General features: G+C 68.5%; 9 protein-coding genes and 1 tRNA gene. 4 read left to right on the top strand and 6 right to left on the bottom strand.

From position 1 onward, the window contains the following. Positions 1 to 63 precede the first annotated feature (63 nt). The 3 genes from dnaJ to WV31_RS12250 form a co-directional block, all read right to left on the bottom strand. On the bottom strand, positions 64 to 1,218 hold the full coding sequence (gene dnaJ, locus WV31_RS12260; protein ID WP_085373824.1) for a molecular chaperone DnaJ: 1,155 nt from the start codon (positions 1,216 to 1,218) through the stop codon (positions 64 to 66). Positions 1,219 to 1,380: 162 nt separating this feature from the next. Beyond that, complete coding sequence (dnaK, locus tag WV31_RS12255) at positions 1,381 to 3,312, bottom strand: molecular chaperone DnaK (RefSeq protein WP_085373823.1); 1,932 nt, start codon at positions 3,310 to 3,312, stop codon at positions 1,381 to 1,383. A gap of 163 nt (positions 3,313 to 3,475) precedes the next feature. Next, positions 3,476 to 4,306 (bottom strand): uracil-DNA glycosylase, encoded by an 831-nt coding sequence (locus tag WV31_RS12250; protein WP_237051281.1) that lies wholly within the window; start codon positions 4,304 to 4,306, stop codon positions 3,476 to 3,478. A 174-nt stretch (positions 4,307 to 4,480) separates the two neighbouring features. Here WV31_RS12250 and WV31_RS12245 point away from each other — a divergent pair, with 174 nt between their 5' ends. From WV31_RS12245 to WV31_RS12230, 4 genes are all read left to right on the top strand, one after another. Next, positions 4,481 to 6,103 carry an electron transfer flavoprotein-ubiquinone oxidoreductase gene (locus WV31_RS12245; protein WP_085373822.1) on the top strand — a complete coding sequence of 541 codons (1,623 nt, stop codon included), beginning with the start codon at positions 4,481 to 4,483 and terminating at the stop codon, positions 6,101 to 6,103. 197 nt (positions 6,104 to 6,300) lie between these two features. Then, on the top strand, positions 6,301 to 8,004 hold the full coding sequence (locus WV31_RS12240) for a tetratricopeptide repeat protein (protein ID WP_237051280.1): 1,704 nt from the start codon (positions 6,301 to 6,303) through the stop codon (positions 8,002 to 8,004). A 14-nt stretch (positions 8,005 to 8,018) separates the two neighbouring features. Further along, positions 8,019 to 8,879: a 4-(cytidine 5'-diphospho)-2-C-methyl-D-erythritol kinase gene (locus tag WV31_RS12235; RefSeq protein WP_085373821.1), complete on the top strand. Its 861-nt coding sequence runs from the start codon at positions 8,019 to 8,021 to the stop codon at positions 8,877 to 8,879. Positions 8,880 to 8,919: 40 nt separating this feature from the next. Continuing rightward, positions 8,920 to 8,994: transfer RNA gene (locus WV31_RS12230), tRNA-Gln, on the top strand. Positions 8,995 to 9,114: 120 nt separating this feature from the next. Here WV31_RS12230 and cobN read toward each other — a convergent pair. The 3 genes from cobN to cobU are packed head-to-tail and all read right to left on the bottom strand — an operon-like array spanning position 9,115 to position 14,349. Then, entirely contained in the window at positions 9,115 to 12,819 is a 3,705-nt protein-coding gene (cobN, locus tag WV31_RS12225; protein WP_085373820.1) for a cobaltochelatase subunit CobN, read from the bottom strand. After that, on the bottom strand, positions 12,819 to 13,826 hold the full coding sequence (gene cobW, locus WV31_RS12220) for a cobalamin biosynthesis protein CobW (protein WP_085373819.1): 1,008 nt from the start codon (positions 13,824 to 13,826) through the stop codon (positions 12,819 to 12,821). The genes cobN and cobW overlap by 1 nt, the downstream gene beginning before the upstream one ends. 1 nt (position 13,827) lies before the next feature. Continuing rightward, the gene (cobU, locus tag WV31_RS12215) at positions 13,828 to 14,349 is read right to left on the bottom strand and encodes a bifunctional adenosylcobinamide kinase/adenosylcobinamide-phosphate guanylyltransferase (RefSeq protein ID WP_085373818.1); all 522 of its coding nucleotides are present in this window, start codon (positions 14,347 to 14,349) and stop codon (positions 13,828 to 13,830) included. Positions 14,350 to 14,353 lie beyond the last annotated feature (4 nt).

The following is a 14,353-nucleotide window of genomic DNA, read 5'->3' as shown; positions in this document are numbered from 1 at the left end:
CCACGAAGCGGAAGGGGGGCTTGCAAGCCCCCCTTCGATTTCATGCTCACGGAAGACGGGGCGTCACCCCTCCTTCAGATCTTCCCACAGTTCCTTGACCTTGGCGAAGAAGCCCTGGCTCTCGGGAGAGTTCTTGGCCTTTTCGCCTTCGCCGGCCTCGTTGAATTCGGCGAGCAGTTCCTTTTGGCGCTTGGTCAGGTTGACGGGGGTTTCCACCACCGCCTGGATGAACATGTCGCCGCGGGCCGGAGAGCGCAGCACGCTCATGCCCTTGTTCTTCAGGCGGAACTGGTTGCCGGACTGGGTGCCTTCGGGGATGGTGACCTTGGCCTTGGAGCCGTCGATGGCGGGCACCTCGATGGTGCCGCCCAGCGCCGCCGTGGTCATGGGGATGGGCACGCGGCAGAAGATGTTGGCGCCGTCGCGCTGGAAGATGCGGTGCGCCGCGATGGACAGGAAGATGTAGAGATCGCCCGAAGGCGCGCCGCGCATTCCGGCCTCGCCCTCGCCGGCCAGGCGGATGCGGGTGCCGTCCTCGACGCCGGCCGGGATGTTGACCGACAGGGTCTTTTCCTTGCGGGTGCGGCCCGAGCCGCCGCAGGACCGGCAGGGGTCCTTGATGATCTTGCCCATGCCCTGGCAGGTGGGGCAGGTGCGTTCGATGGTGAAGAAGCCCTGCTGCTGGCGGACCTTGCCGTGGCCGTTGCAGCCCGAGCAGGTGACCGGCTGGGCGCCGTCCTTGCCGCCGGTGCCCTTGCAATCCTCGCAAGGGGCGCTGGACGGCACTTTGATGGTGGCCGACTTGCCGGCGAAGGCGTCTTCCAGGCTGATGTCCATGTTGTAGCGCAGATCCGCGCCGCGGCCCGAGGCCTGGCCACGCCGTCCGCCGCCCATGAACTCGCCGAACATCTCGTCGAAGATGTCGGAGAAGCCGCCGCCGCCGAAGCCTCCGAAGCCGCCGCCGCCGAACCCGCCGGGGCCGCCGCCGCCCTGTTCGAAGGCGGCATGGCCGAAGCGGTCGTAGGCGGCGCGCTTCTGCTCGTCCTTCAGGACGTCATAGGCTTCGTTGATTTCCTTGAACTTCTGCTCGGCGTCGGCGTTGCCGGGATTGCGGTCCGGGTGGAACTGCATGGCCAGCTTGCGATAGGCCTTCTTGATGTCGTCCCCGGAAGCGCCCTTCTCGACGCCCAGAAGTTCGTAATAATCCTGCTTGCTCATGGCTTTCCTACCCCAACCCTCGCCCGTTCGCGGGAGAAGGTGCGGGCGGTGCGGGCGGGACAGGCATTACGCCATTCCGCCGGTTCCGGCCCTCACCCTCCCAAGCCTCCGGCTTGGGCCCCTCCCTCTCCCGCATGCGGGAGAGGGTCTGGTGCGGATCCGTTACTTGCCCTTCTTGTCGCCGTCGACTTCCTCGAAGTCGGCGTCGACCACCTTGTCGTCGCCCGAGGCGGAGCCGCCCTGGGCACCTTGACCACCGGCCGCTCCGGCATCGGCGCCGCCGGCCGCTTCCTGGGCCTTGTACATGGCTTCGCCCAGCTTCATGGAGGTCTGCATCAGGGTCTCGGTCTTGGACTTGATGGCCTCGACATCGTCGCCTTCCATGGCGGATTTGAGGGCGGCGATGTCCTTCTCGATGGCGCCGGTGAGTTCGGCCCCGGCCTTGTCGCCGAATTCCTTCAGGCTCTTCTCGGTGGTGTGGATCAGGCCGTCGGCGTGGTTCTTGGCCTCGATCAGCTCCTTGCGCTTCTTGTCCTCGGCGGCATGGGCCTCGGCTTCCTTGACCATCTTCTCGATGTCGGAATCCGACAGGCCGCCCGAGGCCTGGATGCGAATCTGCTGTTCCTTGCCGGTGGCCTTGTCCTTGGCCGAGACGTTGACCAGGCCGTTGGCGTCGATGTCGAAGGTGACTTCCACCTGCGGCACGCCGCGCGGCGCGGGCGGGATGCCCACCAGATCGAACTGGCCGAGGATCTTGTTGTCGGCGGCCATCTCGCGCTCGCCCTGGAAGACCCGGATGGTCACGGCGGTCTGGTTGTCCTCGGCGGTGGAGAACACCTGGGACTTGCGGGTGGGGATGGTGGTGTTGCGGTCGATCAGGCGGGTGAACACGCCGCCCAGGGTCTCGATGCCGAGCGACAGGGGCGTGACGTCGAGCAGCAGGACGTCCTTGACCTCGCCCTTCAGCACGCCGCCCTGGATGGCGGCGCCGATGGCCACCACTTCATCGGGGTTGACGCCCTTGTGGGGCTCGCGGCCGAAGAATTCCTTCACCACTTCCTGGATCTTCGGCATGCGGGTCATGCCGCCCACCAGGATCACCTCGTCGATCTCGCTGGCCTTGACGCCAGCGTCCTTGAGCGCCGCCTTGCAGGGCTCGATGGTGCGGGCGACCAGGTCTTCCACCAGGGCTTCCAGCTTGGAGCGGGTCAGCTTGATGTTGAGGTGCTTGGGTCCCGAGGCATCGGCGGTGATGAACGGCAGGTTCACCTCGGTCTGCATGGAGGACGACAGCTCGATCTTGGCCTTTTCCGCGGCTTCCTTCAGGCGCTGCAGGGCCAGACGGTCCTTGCGCAGGTCGATACCCTGCTCCTTTTTGAACTCGTCGGCGAGATAGTCGATGATACGGGCGTCGAAGTCCTCGCCACCCAGGAAGGTGTCGCCGTTGGTGGACTTCACCTCGAACACGCCGTCGCCGATTTCCAGCACCGATACGTCGAAGGTGCCGCCGCCCAGGTCATACACGGCGATGGTGCCGGCGCCCTTCTTCTCCAGGCCGTAGGCCAGGGCGGCCGCGGTCGGCTCGTTGATGATGCGCAGCACTTCCAGGCCGGCGATGCGGCCGGCGTCCTTGGTGGCCTGGCGCTGGGCGTCGTTGAAATAGGCCGGGACGGTGATCACCGCCTGGGTGACCTTCTCGCCCAGATAGCCCTCGGCGGTTTCCTTCATCTTCTGCAGGATGAAGGCCGACACCTGGCTGGGGCTGTACTTGGAATCGCGGGATTCCACCCAGGCGTCGCCGTTGTCGCCCGCCACGATGTGGTAGGGGACCAGGTTCATGTCCTTCTTGGTGATCGGGTCGTCGAAGCGACGGCCGATCAGGCGCTTGATGGCGAACAGGGTGTTGGTGGGATTGGTCACCGCCTGGCGCTTGGCCGGCTGCCCGACCAGACGCTCGCCCGATTCGGTGAACGCGGTCATGGACGGGGTGGTCCGCATGCCCTCGGCGTTCTCGATGACCTTGGCGGTCTTGCCTTCCATCACGGCGACGCACGAATTCGTGGTGCCCAGGTCGATGCCGATAACCTTGCTCATGACTGTCCTCATCTAAGTTCGGCAGATCCCGGCGGCCCCAAACCTGTTCGGCAGCCGCCCCGGAATCCCCATCCGGGTTGAAATCCATCAATTGCCGGGCCGCACCAGTTTCGGCCCACCGGCGTTATATAGGGCGCTATGGGGCGTGTGCAACTTGGGAAAATCAATGCCGCGCCGCATCCATCCTGCGCCGGATCATCAAGAGGTCGCGCCAGGCGTCGCGCTTGGCTTCGGGGGTGCGCAGCAGGTAGGCGGGATGGAAGGTGGCGAGCGCCGGAACGGGGCGCGGCAGGCCCGGCGAGTTGAACTCGAACCAGCGGCCGCGCAGGCGGTTGATGCCGTCGGCCTTGGCCAGCACCGCCGAGGCCGACGCGCCGCCCAGCAGGATCAGCACCTGGGGGTCCACCAGTTCGATATGGCGGGTGAGGAAGGGCATGCACACCGCCACCTCGTCGGGGGTGGGCTTGCGGTTGGCCGGCGGGCGCCAGGGCACCACGTTGGTGATGTAGCAGGTGGTGCGGTCCAGCCCGATGGAGGCCAGCATGCGGTCGAGCAGCTTGCCGCTGGCGCCGACGAAGGGCAGGCCGCGCCGGTCCTCCTCCTGGCCCGGCGCCTCGCCGATGCACATCACGGCGGCTTGCGGGTTGCCGTCGCCGAACACGGTGGAACTGGCCGCCTGCTTGAGCGGCAGCCCCTCGAACCCCTCCATGGCGTGGCGCAGTGCCTGCAGGTCGCGGCATTCGGCGGCCAGATGGGCGGCGGTGCCGGGCAGGGGGGAATTGGAGACGGCGGCGGGTGCCGTACGGACGGGTTCGGGCTGCGGCGCGTGGCGCTGCTGCGGTTGCGGCGGCGGCGCGGCGGCGCGGCTTTCCGCCGCCCGGCGGGTGGCGGCGTAGCGGTCCACCGGCTCTTCGCCCATGGTCTCGTCCACGCCGGCCTCCAGGTACCAGCGCAGGATGTCATAGGGGTGGAGATCGGCGGAAAGTGTGGTCATGGCGGCGATTTTAGCAGCCCCGGCGAAACGCGGGGAAATATTTGAGACACATTCTTTCCTTAAACACCCCCATAAGGAATCGAATCGATCCCACTCGCTGTGCTATAGAGGCACCCAAGTCCGTGTCGGGCGTCGACCGGTGGAACGGGTGGCGCAAGGGGAGTTGTGAGCGTTATGGAACGTGAATCCATGGAATTCGATGTCGTGGTGGTGGGCGGCGGGCCTTCGGGCCTGAGTGCTGCCATCCGGCTGAAGCAGATCAACGCCGACCTCAATGTCTGCGTTCTGGAGAAGGGCTCCGAGATCGGCGCCCACATCCTGTCGGGTGCGGTGATCGAGACCCGCTCGCTGGCCGAGCTGTTTCCGGACTGGAAGGAGCGCGACGCCCCGTTGCTGACTCCGGCCTCCGACGACCGCTTCATGTTCCTGACGGAGTCCAAGGCCATCCGCCTGATGACGCCGCCGCAGATGAACAACCACGGCAATTACATCGTCAGCCTCGGCAACTTCACCCGCTGGCTGGGCGCCCAAGCCGAGGCGCTGGGCGTGGAGATCTTCGCCGGCTTCGCCGCCGCCGAGGTCCTTTACAACGAGGACGGCTCGGTCAAGGGCGTCGCCACCGGCGACATGGGGATTGCTAAGGACGGCCAGCCCACCCACAACCACACGCCCGGCGTCGAGCTGTGGGCGCGCCAGACCATCTTCGCCGAAGGCTGCCGCGGCAGCCTCACCAAGACGCTGTTCGAGCGCTTTGATCTCCGCAAGGATTGCGAGGACCAGACCTACGGCATCGGCATCAAGGAGCTGTGGGAGATCGATCCGGCCAAGCACAAGGCCGGCACCATCATCCACACCGTCGGCTGGCCCTTGGACACCCAAACCTATGGCGGCTCGTTCCTCTATCACCTGGAGAACAACCAGGTGGCGGTGGGTTTCGTGGTCGGCCTCGACTACGCCAATCCGCACCTGTCGCCCTTCGACGAGTTCCAGCGCTTCAAGACCCATCCGGCCATCCGTCCCATCTTCGAGGGTGGCCGCCGGGTGTCGTACGGCGCGCGCGCCCTGTCGGAAGGCGGCTTCCAGTCCATCCCCAAGCTCTCCTTCCCCGGCGGCGTGCTGGTGGGCGACACGGCGGGCTTCCTGAATGTGCCGAAGATCAAGGGCACCCACACCGCCATGAAGTCGGCCATGGTGGCGGCCGAGGCGGTGGCCGAGGCCCTGGCCCATGAGGGCGGCTCCAACGAGGTGGCCACCTATCCCGAGCACCTGAAGCAGTCCTGGCTGTGGAAGGAATTGCACGAGGTCAGGAACATCCGTCCCAGCTTCCACTGGGGCCTGTGGGGCGGCATCGCCTATTCGGCGCTGGAGACCTATGTGTTCAAGGGCAAGATGCCCTGGACCCTGCACCACCAGCCCGACCACCTGGCGCTGAAGAAGGCGTCGGAATGCCCGAAGATCAACTATCCCAAGCCCGACGGGGTGGTGAGCTTCGACAAGCTGAGCTCGGTGTTCATCTCGTCCACCAACCACGAGGAGAACCAGCCGGCCCACCTGAAGCTCCGCGACGCGGCGGTGCCCATCGCCATCAATCTCGAGCATTACGACGCGCCCGAGCAGCGCTACTGCCCGGCCGGCGTCTACGAGATCGTCAGGAACGACGACGGCTCCAATCCCCGCCTGCAGATCAACGCGCAGAACTGCCTGCACTGCAAGACCTGCGACATCAAGGACCCCACCCAGAATATCAATTGGGTGGTTCCCGAAGGTGGCGGTGGACCGAACTATCCCAACATGTAAGAGTATCCGGGGCGTCTGTTCGAAGCGGACGCCCCGAGTTCTTTGATCCGCCCCTTGGGCCGCGCAGGCGGCCCAAGGGGCGGCAAGGGCAAGGCCCGCCTCGGCTTATGCCGAGAAAGCCAAGCGCAGCGCCCGGCGACTGAGGGCGATAAGGCGAGCCGTTCTTCGGCTCGCCTGAACAAGGGAAGGTGTTGGGCGTGAAGCGGTTCGGGATTGTGGTGATGGCGGCGGTGGTCGGGGCCGGTCTGGCGGCCTGTGCCCCGCGGCCCGATGCCTCCGGCAACGGCAAGATGCACATAGCGGGCAACGAGACGGGTCTGGGGGCCTATCTCGCCGGGCGCTACGCCCATGCGCGCGGCGACACCCGCGCCGCCGCCGAATATTACAGCGCCGCCGCAAGGCGCGACCCCGACAACATCGACATCCAGCAACGCAGCTTCGCCCTGCTGCTGGCCGAGGGACGCCTGGACGAGGCCGGGGCCATCGCCCAGCGCCTGCTGGTCATCGACGACGATTCCCCGCTGCCCATCCTGGTGATGGGCGTGCAGGAGGCGCGGTCCGGGCGCCATGATCTGGCGGAGAAGCGTTTCGCCGCCCTGCCGGCCAAGGGCATCAACGGCTTTCTCGGCCCCCTGCTCACCGCCTGGAGCCGGGCCGGACAGGGCAAGTTCGACGATGGCCTCGCCACCCTGGCGCCCCGGGCCGACACCGCCGGCTTCGCTCCCATCTGGGAATACCATGCTGGGCTGATGGGCGACCTCGCCGCACGCCCCGATCTGGCCGAATCCCATTTCAAGGCGGCGCTGCTCAACCAGACCAGCGTGCGGACCGTCGAGGCGGCGGGCACCTGGTACCAGCGGGCCGGACGCATGGACGAGGCCAAGGCGCTGTACGAGCGCTATCTCGCCGAGCATGGGGACCGCTCGCTGCTGGACGGAAGCCGCCAGCTGGGTGCGGGCTCCAATCTGCCCCGCGTGGTCGAGTCCGCCAATGACGGCCTGGCCGAGGCGCTGTTCGACACCGCCTCGCTGGTGCGCCAGGGCAATGCCCAGGAACTGTCGCTGGTCTTCACGCGCCTGGCGCTCAGCCTCCGGCCCGATTTCCCCCTGGCCCAGCTGCTGCTGGCCGATGCCATGGGGGCGCAGGGACGGCTGGAGGAGGCGAATGCCGTTTACCGCGCCATGAACCGCTCCAGCCAGCCGGGAACCTTCGCGCGGCTGAAGCTGGCGGTCAATCTGGACGAGCTGAAGCAGACCGACGCCGCCATCGCCGAGCTGAAGGCCCTGGCGGCCCAATGGCCCGAATCCTACGAGGCGCTGGTGACGCTGGGCGACGTGCTCCGCCGCCAGAAGCGCTATGGCGAGGCGGCCGAGGCCTATGGCGGCGCCCTGGCCCGCGCCGGCGGGACCCGGGAGGCGCGCAACTGGTCGCTGTTCTATGCCCGCGGCATCGCCTACGAACGGGCCAAGCAATGGAACAAGGCCGAGCCCGACATGCTCGAGGCGCTGCGCCTCAATCCCGACCAGCCCGACGTGCTCAACTACCTGGGCTATACCTGGGTCGATCAGGGCATCAACGTGGAAAAGGGCCGCAAGCTGATCGAGCGCGCCGTGGAGCTGCGCCCCAATGACGGCGCCATCGTCGATTCGCTCGGTTGGGCACTGTACCGCATGGGCGAGTTCCAGGCGGCGGTGAAGCATCTGGAGCGCGCCTCCGAGCTGAAGCCCGAGGACCCCACCATCAACGAGCATCTGGGCGACGCCTTCTGGCAGGTGGGCCGCGACACCGAGGCCCGCTTCCAGTGGCAGCGGGCCATGGGCCTCGACCCCGAGCCCGAGCAGATCGAGCCCCTGAAGGCCAAGATCTCCACCGGGCGGCTGCCCGCCACTCCGAAGAAATAGACGACAGGACGACCATGACCAGCTTCTCGGTCGAGGCCCCGGCCAAGATCAACCTGACCCTCCACGTGGTCGGCAAGCGCGACGACGGCTATCACCTGCTGGATTCGCTGGTGGCCTTCGCCGGAATGGGCGACACCCTGGACTTCGCCCCCGCCGACACGCTGCGCCTCGAGGTGACCGGCCCCACCGCCGGCCAGATTCCCGAGGGCGAGAACATCGTCATCAAGGCCGCCCGTCTGCTGGCTGATGCGGCTGGAGTGAACAAGGGCGCCGCCATACGCCTGACCAAGCGTCTGCCGGTGGCCGCTGGCATCGGCGGCGGTTCCGCCGACGCGGCGGCCGCGCTCAAAGGTCTGATGCGGCTGTGGGACGTGTCACTGTCGCCCGAGGCTCTCAACACGCTCGCGCTGTCCATCGGGGCCGACGTGCCGGTCTGCCTGGCGGGCAAGCCCATGCGCATGATGGGGGTGGGCGAAGTGCTGGAACCCGCCCCCGCTTTGCCGCCCGCCTGGCTGCTGCTGGTCAATCCCATGGTGCCGCTGCACACGCCGCCGGTGTTCAAGGCCCGTACCGGCCCGTTCTCCGAGGCCGACCCCCTGACCGCCGCGCCCTCCGACGCCCAGGCGCTGGCCCAGGCCCTGGCGGCGCGGCGCAACGACCTGACGCCGCCGGCCATCCTCATCGAACCGGTGGTGGGCGAGGTGCTGGCCGCCATCGCCGCCACCGCCGATTGCCTGTTGCCCCGCATGTCGGGCTCGGGCGCCACCTGTTTCGGTCTCTATGGCGGCCAAGCCCAGGCCCGCGCCGCCGCCGCCCGCGTGGCCGCCGCCCATCCCGCCTGGTGGGTGGCTCCCGCCCCCTTGCTGGGGCGTTGAAACTCGTCGCGGGTCGGGCTATGGTGCCGGCCCGCGCTGGTGGGGCGTCGCCAAGCGGTAAGGCACCGGTTTTTGGTACCGGCATTCCCAGGTTCGAATCCTGGCGCCCCAGCCAAGCTCTCTTCCATCTGACACGACATTTACCCCTTGGGCCAGGGAAGCATTCCCCGCGACAGCAGATAGCCGCCGACGGTGCCGGCGAAGGCCAGGGCGGCGAGGATCAGGGCGCGGGGGCTCAGCATGGCGGGTCGGGCTCCAGCAATCGGTGAGTGGAGTTGCGCCTGGGATGCCACAGGCCGCGCTCGATGGCCTCGTTCAGGCGGGCGCGGATCTCGGCCAGGGCGGCGGGATTGTTGGCCTTGAGGAAGTCCAGCACCATTTCGTCGCCCAGATAGGCCTCGGCCACCAGATCGAAATGGTGATCCTTGACCGCCCGCGTGGTGGCGGCGAAGGCGAACAGGTAATCGACGCCGGCCGCCATCTCGAAGGCGCCCTTGTAGCCGTGGCGCATCACGCCCTTGATCCATTTGGGATTGACCACCCGAGCGCGCACCACCCGGGCGATCTCGTCGTCGAGCGTACGGATGCGGGGTGTTTCGGGGCGGGAATGATCGGCGTGGTAGATGGTGGGCGCCTTGCCCGAGGCGGTCTCCACCGCCGCCGCCAACCCGCCCTCGAACTGGTAGTAATCGTCGGAATCCAGCAGGTCGTGCTCGCGGTTGTCCTGGTTCTGCACCACTGCCTCGACCTTGGCGAGGCGGTCGCGGAACAGGGTGTGGCCGGCTTCGCCCTCCGACCCCGCGCCATAGGCCCAGCCGCCCCAGGCGATATAGGATTCGGCCAGATCGGCCCGGGTGGTCCAGCCCTTCTCGTCGATCAGGGCCTGCAGCCCGGCCCCGTAAGCCCCCGGCATGGAGCCGAACACCCGGAAACCGGCCTGGCGGGCCGCCTGTTCCGGGCTGGCGCCTTGGGCTTCGAGCCGGGCGCGCTCGGCCTGGACGCGGGCCGCCAGCGGGTTGATGTCGGCGGGCTCATCCAGATCGGCCACGGCGCGGGCCGCGGAGTCGAACAAATCGATCAGGCCGGGGAAGGCGTCGCGGAAGAAGCCCGACACCCTGAGCGTCACATCGATTCGGGGGCGGTCCAAGACGGAAGCCGGCAGGATCTCGAAGCCCGCCACCCGGTTGGAGCCCACGTCCCAGCGGGGCTTCGCCCCCATCAGGGCCAACCCTTGAGCGATGTCGTCGCCGCCCGTGCGCATGTTGGAGGTGCCCCAGGCGGTGAGCGCCAGGGCCCTGGGCCAGTCGCCATGCTCCTGCAGGTGGCGCTCGAGCAGCAGCTGCGCCGACTTCCACCCCAGGCTCCAGGCGGCGGGGGTGGGGACAGCGCGGGTGTCGACGGAATAGAAGTTGCGCCCGGTGGGCAGCACGTCGGGCCGCCCCCTGGTGGGCGCGCCGGAGGGACCGGGGGGGACGAAACGCCCGGCCAGGCCCTTCAACAGCCCTTCGATCTCGGACGCGCCGCAGGATTCCACCATGGGCCGCAGAGTCCCCTCGATCCATTGCAGTACCGGAATCGTCCTCGCCCAGCCGGGCTGGGGCTGGCGTTCCCCGGCGATCAGGGCGCGGGACAAGGCTTCCAGCCGCTCCACCGCGTCGCCCTGGCTGCGCCAGGGATCGGCACCGTCCAGGGCGGCGGGGCGGGGGCCGGTCCAGGATTCGCCCGGCACGCAATCCAGGGGATCGAAACCGTCCAGGCCCAGATCGGCGGCCAGGGCGCGGGGCAGCGAGGCCCCGTCCGGGCAGGTGCCCCGGGGCACCCGGGCGAGGGCGACCAGCAAATCGGTCAGCTGGTCGCCGGTGGGCGAAACGCCGAAAATGTGCAGGCCGTCGCGGATCTGCAGCTCCTTCAACTCGCACAGGTGGTTGTCGAGCTTGCGCAAGGCCTCGTCGGGGTCGTCGTCACGGGTGATGCCCAGATCCTCGTCCAGCCCGGCGGCGGCCGACAGGGTGAGTATCTCGCGCCGCAGCACCTTGAGCCGGCGGGGATCGACGCCCGCCGCCTCGTAATACTCGTCCACCAGCCGCTCCAGCTCGCGCAGCGGGCCATAGCTCTCGGCCCGGGTCAGCGGCGGGGTCAGGTGGTCGATGATCACGGCGGCCGCCCGGCGCTTGGCTTGGGTGCCCTCGCCGGGATCGTTGACGATGAAGGGGTAGAGGTGGGGCAGCGCGCCCAAGGCGGCCTCGGGGAAGCATTGGGACGACAGGGCCAGCGCCTTGCCCGGCAGCCATTCCAGGTTGCCGTGCTTGCCCATGTGGACGACGGCGTCGGCCTTAAAGGAATCCTGCGCCCAGGCGTAGAAGGCCAGGTAGTTGTGGGGCGGCACCAGATCGGGGTCGTGGTAGGAGCTGGCGGGATCGATATTGTAGCCGCGTGCCGGCTGCACCGCCACCGTAACGGAGCCGAAACGGGTGGCGGGCAGGATGAAGTCGCCGCAATGCAGCTCGCCCTTGGCGAAGAAGGGGTCGGCTTCCGGCGCGCCCCAGCGGGCGTTCACCTTGTCCTGCAGGGCCTTAGGCTGGGAGTGGAACCAGGCGAGGTAATCGGGCAGCGACAGGACCTCCCGCCTCTCCCGATGGGCCAGCGCCCGCCAGTCGTTGGTGGCGCCCGCCTGCATCAGCTCGATCAGGGCGTTGCCGCTCTCCGGGATGCCGCCCACCCGGTAGCCGGCCGCTTCCAGGGCGCGCAGCACCTCGATGGTGGCCGCCGGGGTGTCGAGGCCGACGCCGTTGCCGATGCGGCCGTCGCGGTTGGGGTAATTGGCCAGCACCAGGGCGATCCGGCGCTCGTTTGCGTCCTTGCGCCGCAGCCGGGCCCAATTGGCGGCCAGGGCGGAAACGAACGCGACGCGGTCGGCGACGGGGGCGTGGGTGGCGAGGTCGCACTGGGTGGCCTCGTCGCGCCGCGCCTGCTTGAAGGAGACGGCGCGGGTGATCAGGCGGCCGTCCACCTCGGGCAGGGCCACGTTCATGGCGATGTCGCGCGGCCCCAGGCCCTGATTGCCCGCCGCCCAGGCCTCCTCGGTGCCGGACGCCAGGATCACCTGCAACACCGGGCAATCGGCGGCATCGAAGGGGCCGCTTTCCGCCTTGCCCGGCGACGAGACGGCGAAGCCGGTGGCGTTGACGATCACGTCGGGCGGCGTCTCGGCCAGCAGGGTGCGGGTCAGCGCGGCGCTCACCGGATCCTTCAGGCTGTGGACGTATAGCGCCGAGGCCGCCATGCCCCGCCGGCGCAGTTCCCCCAGCATGGCGTCGATGGGGGCGGTGTCGCCGGCCAGTACCAAAGCGCGGTAGAACACCACCAGGGCGCGGGGCCGCTCGTCCTGGGGATCGGCGGGGCCGTAAAGCCCGGCCTGGGGCAGAGGGCGCGGCTCCAGCCATTGGGCGTCGTGGCCCATCAGGCCGGCGGCATGGGTCAGGAACCAGCGGCAATTATCCGGCCCGCCATGCAGCAGATAGGCCCACAGGCGCTCCACAATCTCGGGCGCCACGGTGGAATCGGCCATAAGATCGGGATCGGGCTGGTCGGCGCCGGGCAGCAGGGCGAGGGGAATCTCCAGGCGACGGCAGACGCTTACGATCTGCTCGACGCCATAGGGCCAGTAGGAGCGCCCGCCCAGCAGGCGCACCACCACCAGCCGCGCCCTGGCCACCACCTGCTCCATGTAGAGGTCCACCGACATGTGGTGGGACAGGCGGGTGAGATTGGCCAGCCGCAGGGTAAACGGCGCGTCGCTCCAGGCGCCGAAGGCGGCCGCCAGGGCCGCCAGCTCGGTATCGGCCGCCGACAGCACCACCATGTCGGCGGGGCTCTGGCCGAGATCGACGGCCTCGGTCCCATCGGAGATGGTGCCGGGCTGGGCGGCGAGGAGGTGCATCAGAGCCCTTGAAGCACGGCTTCGATGGCCGCGCGGTCAAGCCCCTTGCGGCCGATCACCACCAGGGTGCCGACACGTTCCTCATCCGCCTTCCACGGGCGATCGAAGTATCGTTCCACCCTCGTACCGACCGCCTGGACCACGTGGCGGGCGGGTTTTCCGGTCACCGCCAGGAAGCCTTTCAGGCGCAGGATGTCGTGGGCTTCGATGGCGGCGACGGCACGGGTCTCGACCAGGGCCGGGTCGTCGACCATGGGCAGCTTGACCGCGAAGCTTTCGAAATCGTCGTGATCGTGGCCGTCCTCGGCATCGTGGTGGGAGGGCCGCGCCGCCAGATCCTCCTCGGCCGCCGCCGACAGGCCGAGCACCACCAGCGGGTCGATGGCCGACATGCGGGTGGGATGGGTCTTGACGCCGGGGCGCAGCCGGGCCTGGACCTCGGCGCGGAAGGCGGCGAGGGTGTCCCCGTCCATCAGGTCGGCCTTGTTCAGCAAGATCAGGTCGGCGCAGGCCAGCTGGTCCTCGAACACCTCTTCCAGCGGATTGTCGTGATCGGGCCGCGCCATCTCTTCCGGCGTCGAGGCGAAGCGCCCCGAGGCGGCGGCCGGGGCGTCCACCACGGCGACCACGCCGTCCACGGTGACGCGCGAGCGAATCTCCGGCCAATGGAAGGCCTTGACCAGGGGCTTGGGCAGAGCCAGGCCGGACGTTTCGATGACGATGTGATCCGGCGGGTCGGGCCGGTCCAGCAGGGCCTGCATGGTGGGCAGGAACTCGTCGGCCACGGTGCAGCACAGGCAGCCGTTGGCCAGCTCGATGATGTCGTCCTCCTTGCAGCCCGCCACGCCGCAGGCCGCCAGCAAGTCGCCGTCCACGCCGATATCGCCGAATTCGTTGACGATCAGGGCGATGCGCCGGCCTTGGTTGTGAGTCAGCAGATGGCGGACCAGGGTGGTCTTGCCGGCCCCCAAAAAGCCGGTGACGATGGTGGCGGGAACCTTGCGCATATCAGGGAATATCCTTGAGGATCAGGGGAAGGCCGGCGGCGACGAACACCACCCGGCGGCACTGGGCGGCGACCCGCTGGTTGACCCGGCCCTGGTGGTCGCGGAATTCGCGGCCCATCCGGGTTTCGGGCACCAGGCCCAGGCCCACTTCGTTGGAGACCAGCACCACCGGTCCGGCGGGGGCGGCCAGCACCTCGCACAGCCGGTCCACCGAACGCTCCACGTCGCGTCCGGCATGCATCAGGTTGGACAGCCACATGGTCAGGCAATCCACCAGAACCGGCCGGTCGGGACGCATGACGTTATCCAGCGTCTCGGGCAGGTCGAGGGGGTCTTCCAGCGTGCTCCAGCCCGGTCCCCGGCGGCGGCGGTGGTGGTCGATGCGCTCGGCCATCTCGCCGTCCAGGGCCTGGCCGGTGGCGAGATAAAGGGCGGACTGGTCGCCGAACAGGGATTCGGCATAGGCCGACTTGCCCGAGCGGGCGCCGCCCAGGACCAGGGTGCTGAGGGGAAGCTTGCTCATCCCG

It is taken from the genome of Magnetospirillum sp. ME-1 (genome assembly GCF_002105535.1).
Lineage (GTDB): Bacteria > Pseudomonadota > Alphaproteobacteria > Rhodospirillales > Magnetospirillaceae > Phaeospirillum.
The sequence above is the reverse complement of the archived record's forward strand: the minus strand, read 5'-3'. Positions and strand labels throughout refer to the sequence as shown.

What these genes read in the sequence shown, in the direction of transcription:
- dnaJ (WP_085373824.1), bottom strand. Translation starts at nt 1,218, where the DNA reads ATGAGCAAGCAGGATTATTACGAACTTCTGGGCGTCGAGAAGGGCGCT.
- dnaK (WP_085373823.1), bottom strand. Translation starts at nt 3,312, where the DNA reads ATGAGCAAGGTTATCGGCATCGACCTGGGCACCACGAATTCGTGCGTC.
- WV31_RS12250 (WP_237051281.1), bottom strand. Translation starts at nt 4,306, where the DNA reads ATGACCACACTTTCCGCCGATCTCCACCCCTATGACATCCTGCGCTGG.
- WV31_RS12245 (WP_085373822.1), top strand. Translation starts at nt 4,481, where the DNA reads ATGGAACGTGAATCCATGGAATTCGATGTCGTGGTGGTGGGCGGCGGG.
- WV31_RS12235 (WP_085373821.1), top strand. Translation starts at nt 8,019, where the DNA reads ATGACCAGCTTCTCGGTCGAGGCCCCGGCCAAGATCAACCTGACCCTC.
- cobN (WP_085373820.1), bottom strand. Translation starts at nt 12,819, where the DNA reads ATGCACCTCCTCGCCGCCCAGCCCGGCACCATCTCCGATGGGACCGAG.
- cobW (WP_085373819.1), bottom strand. Translation starts at nt 13,826, where the DNA reads ATGCGCAAGGTTCCCGCCACCATCGTCACCGGCTTTTTGGGGGCCGGC.
- cobU (WP_085373818.1), bottom strand. Translation starts at nt 14,349, where the DNA reads ATGAGCAAGCTTCCCCTCAGCACCCTGGTCCTGGGCGGCGCCCGCTCG.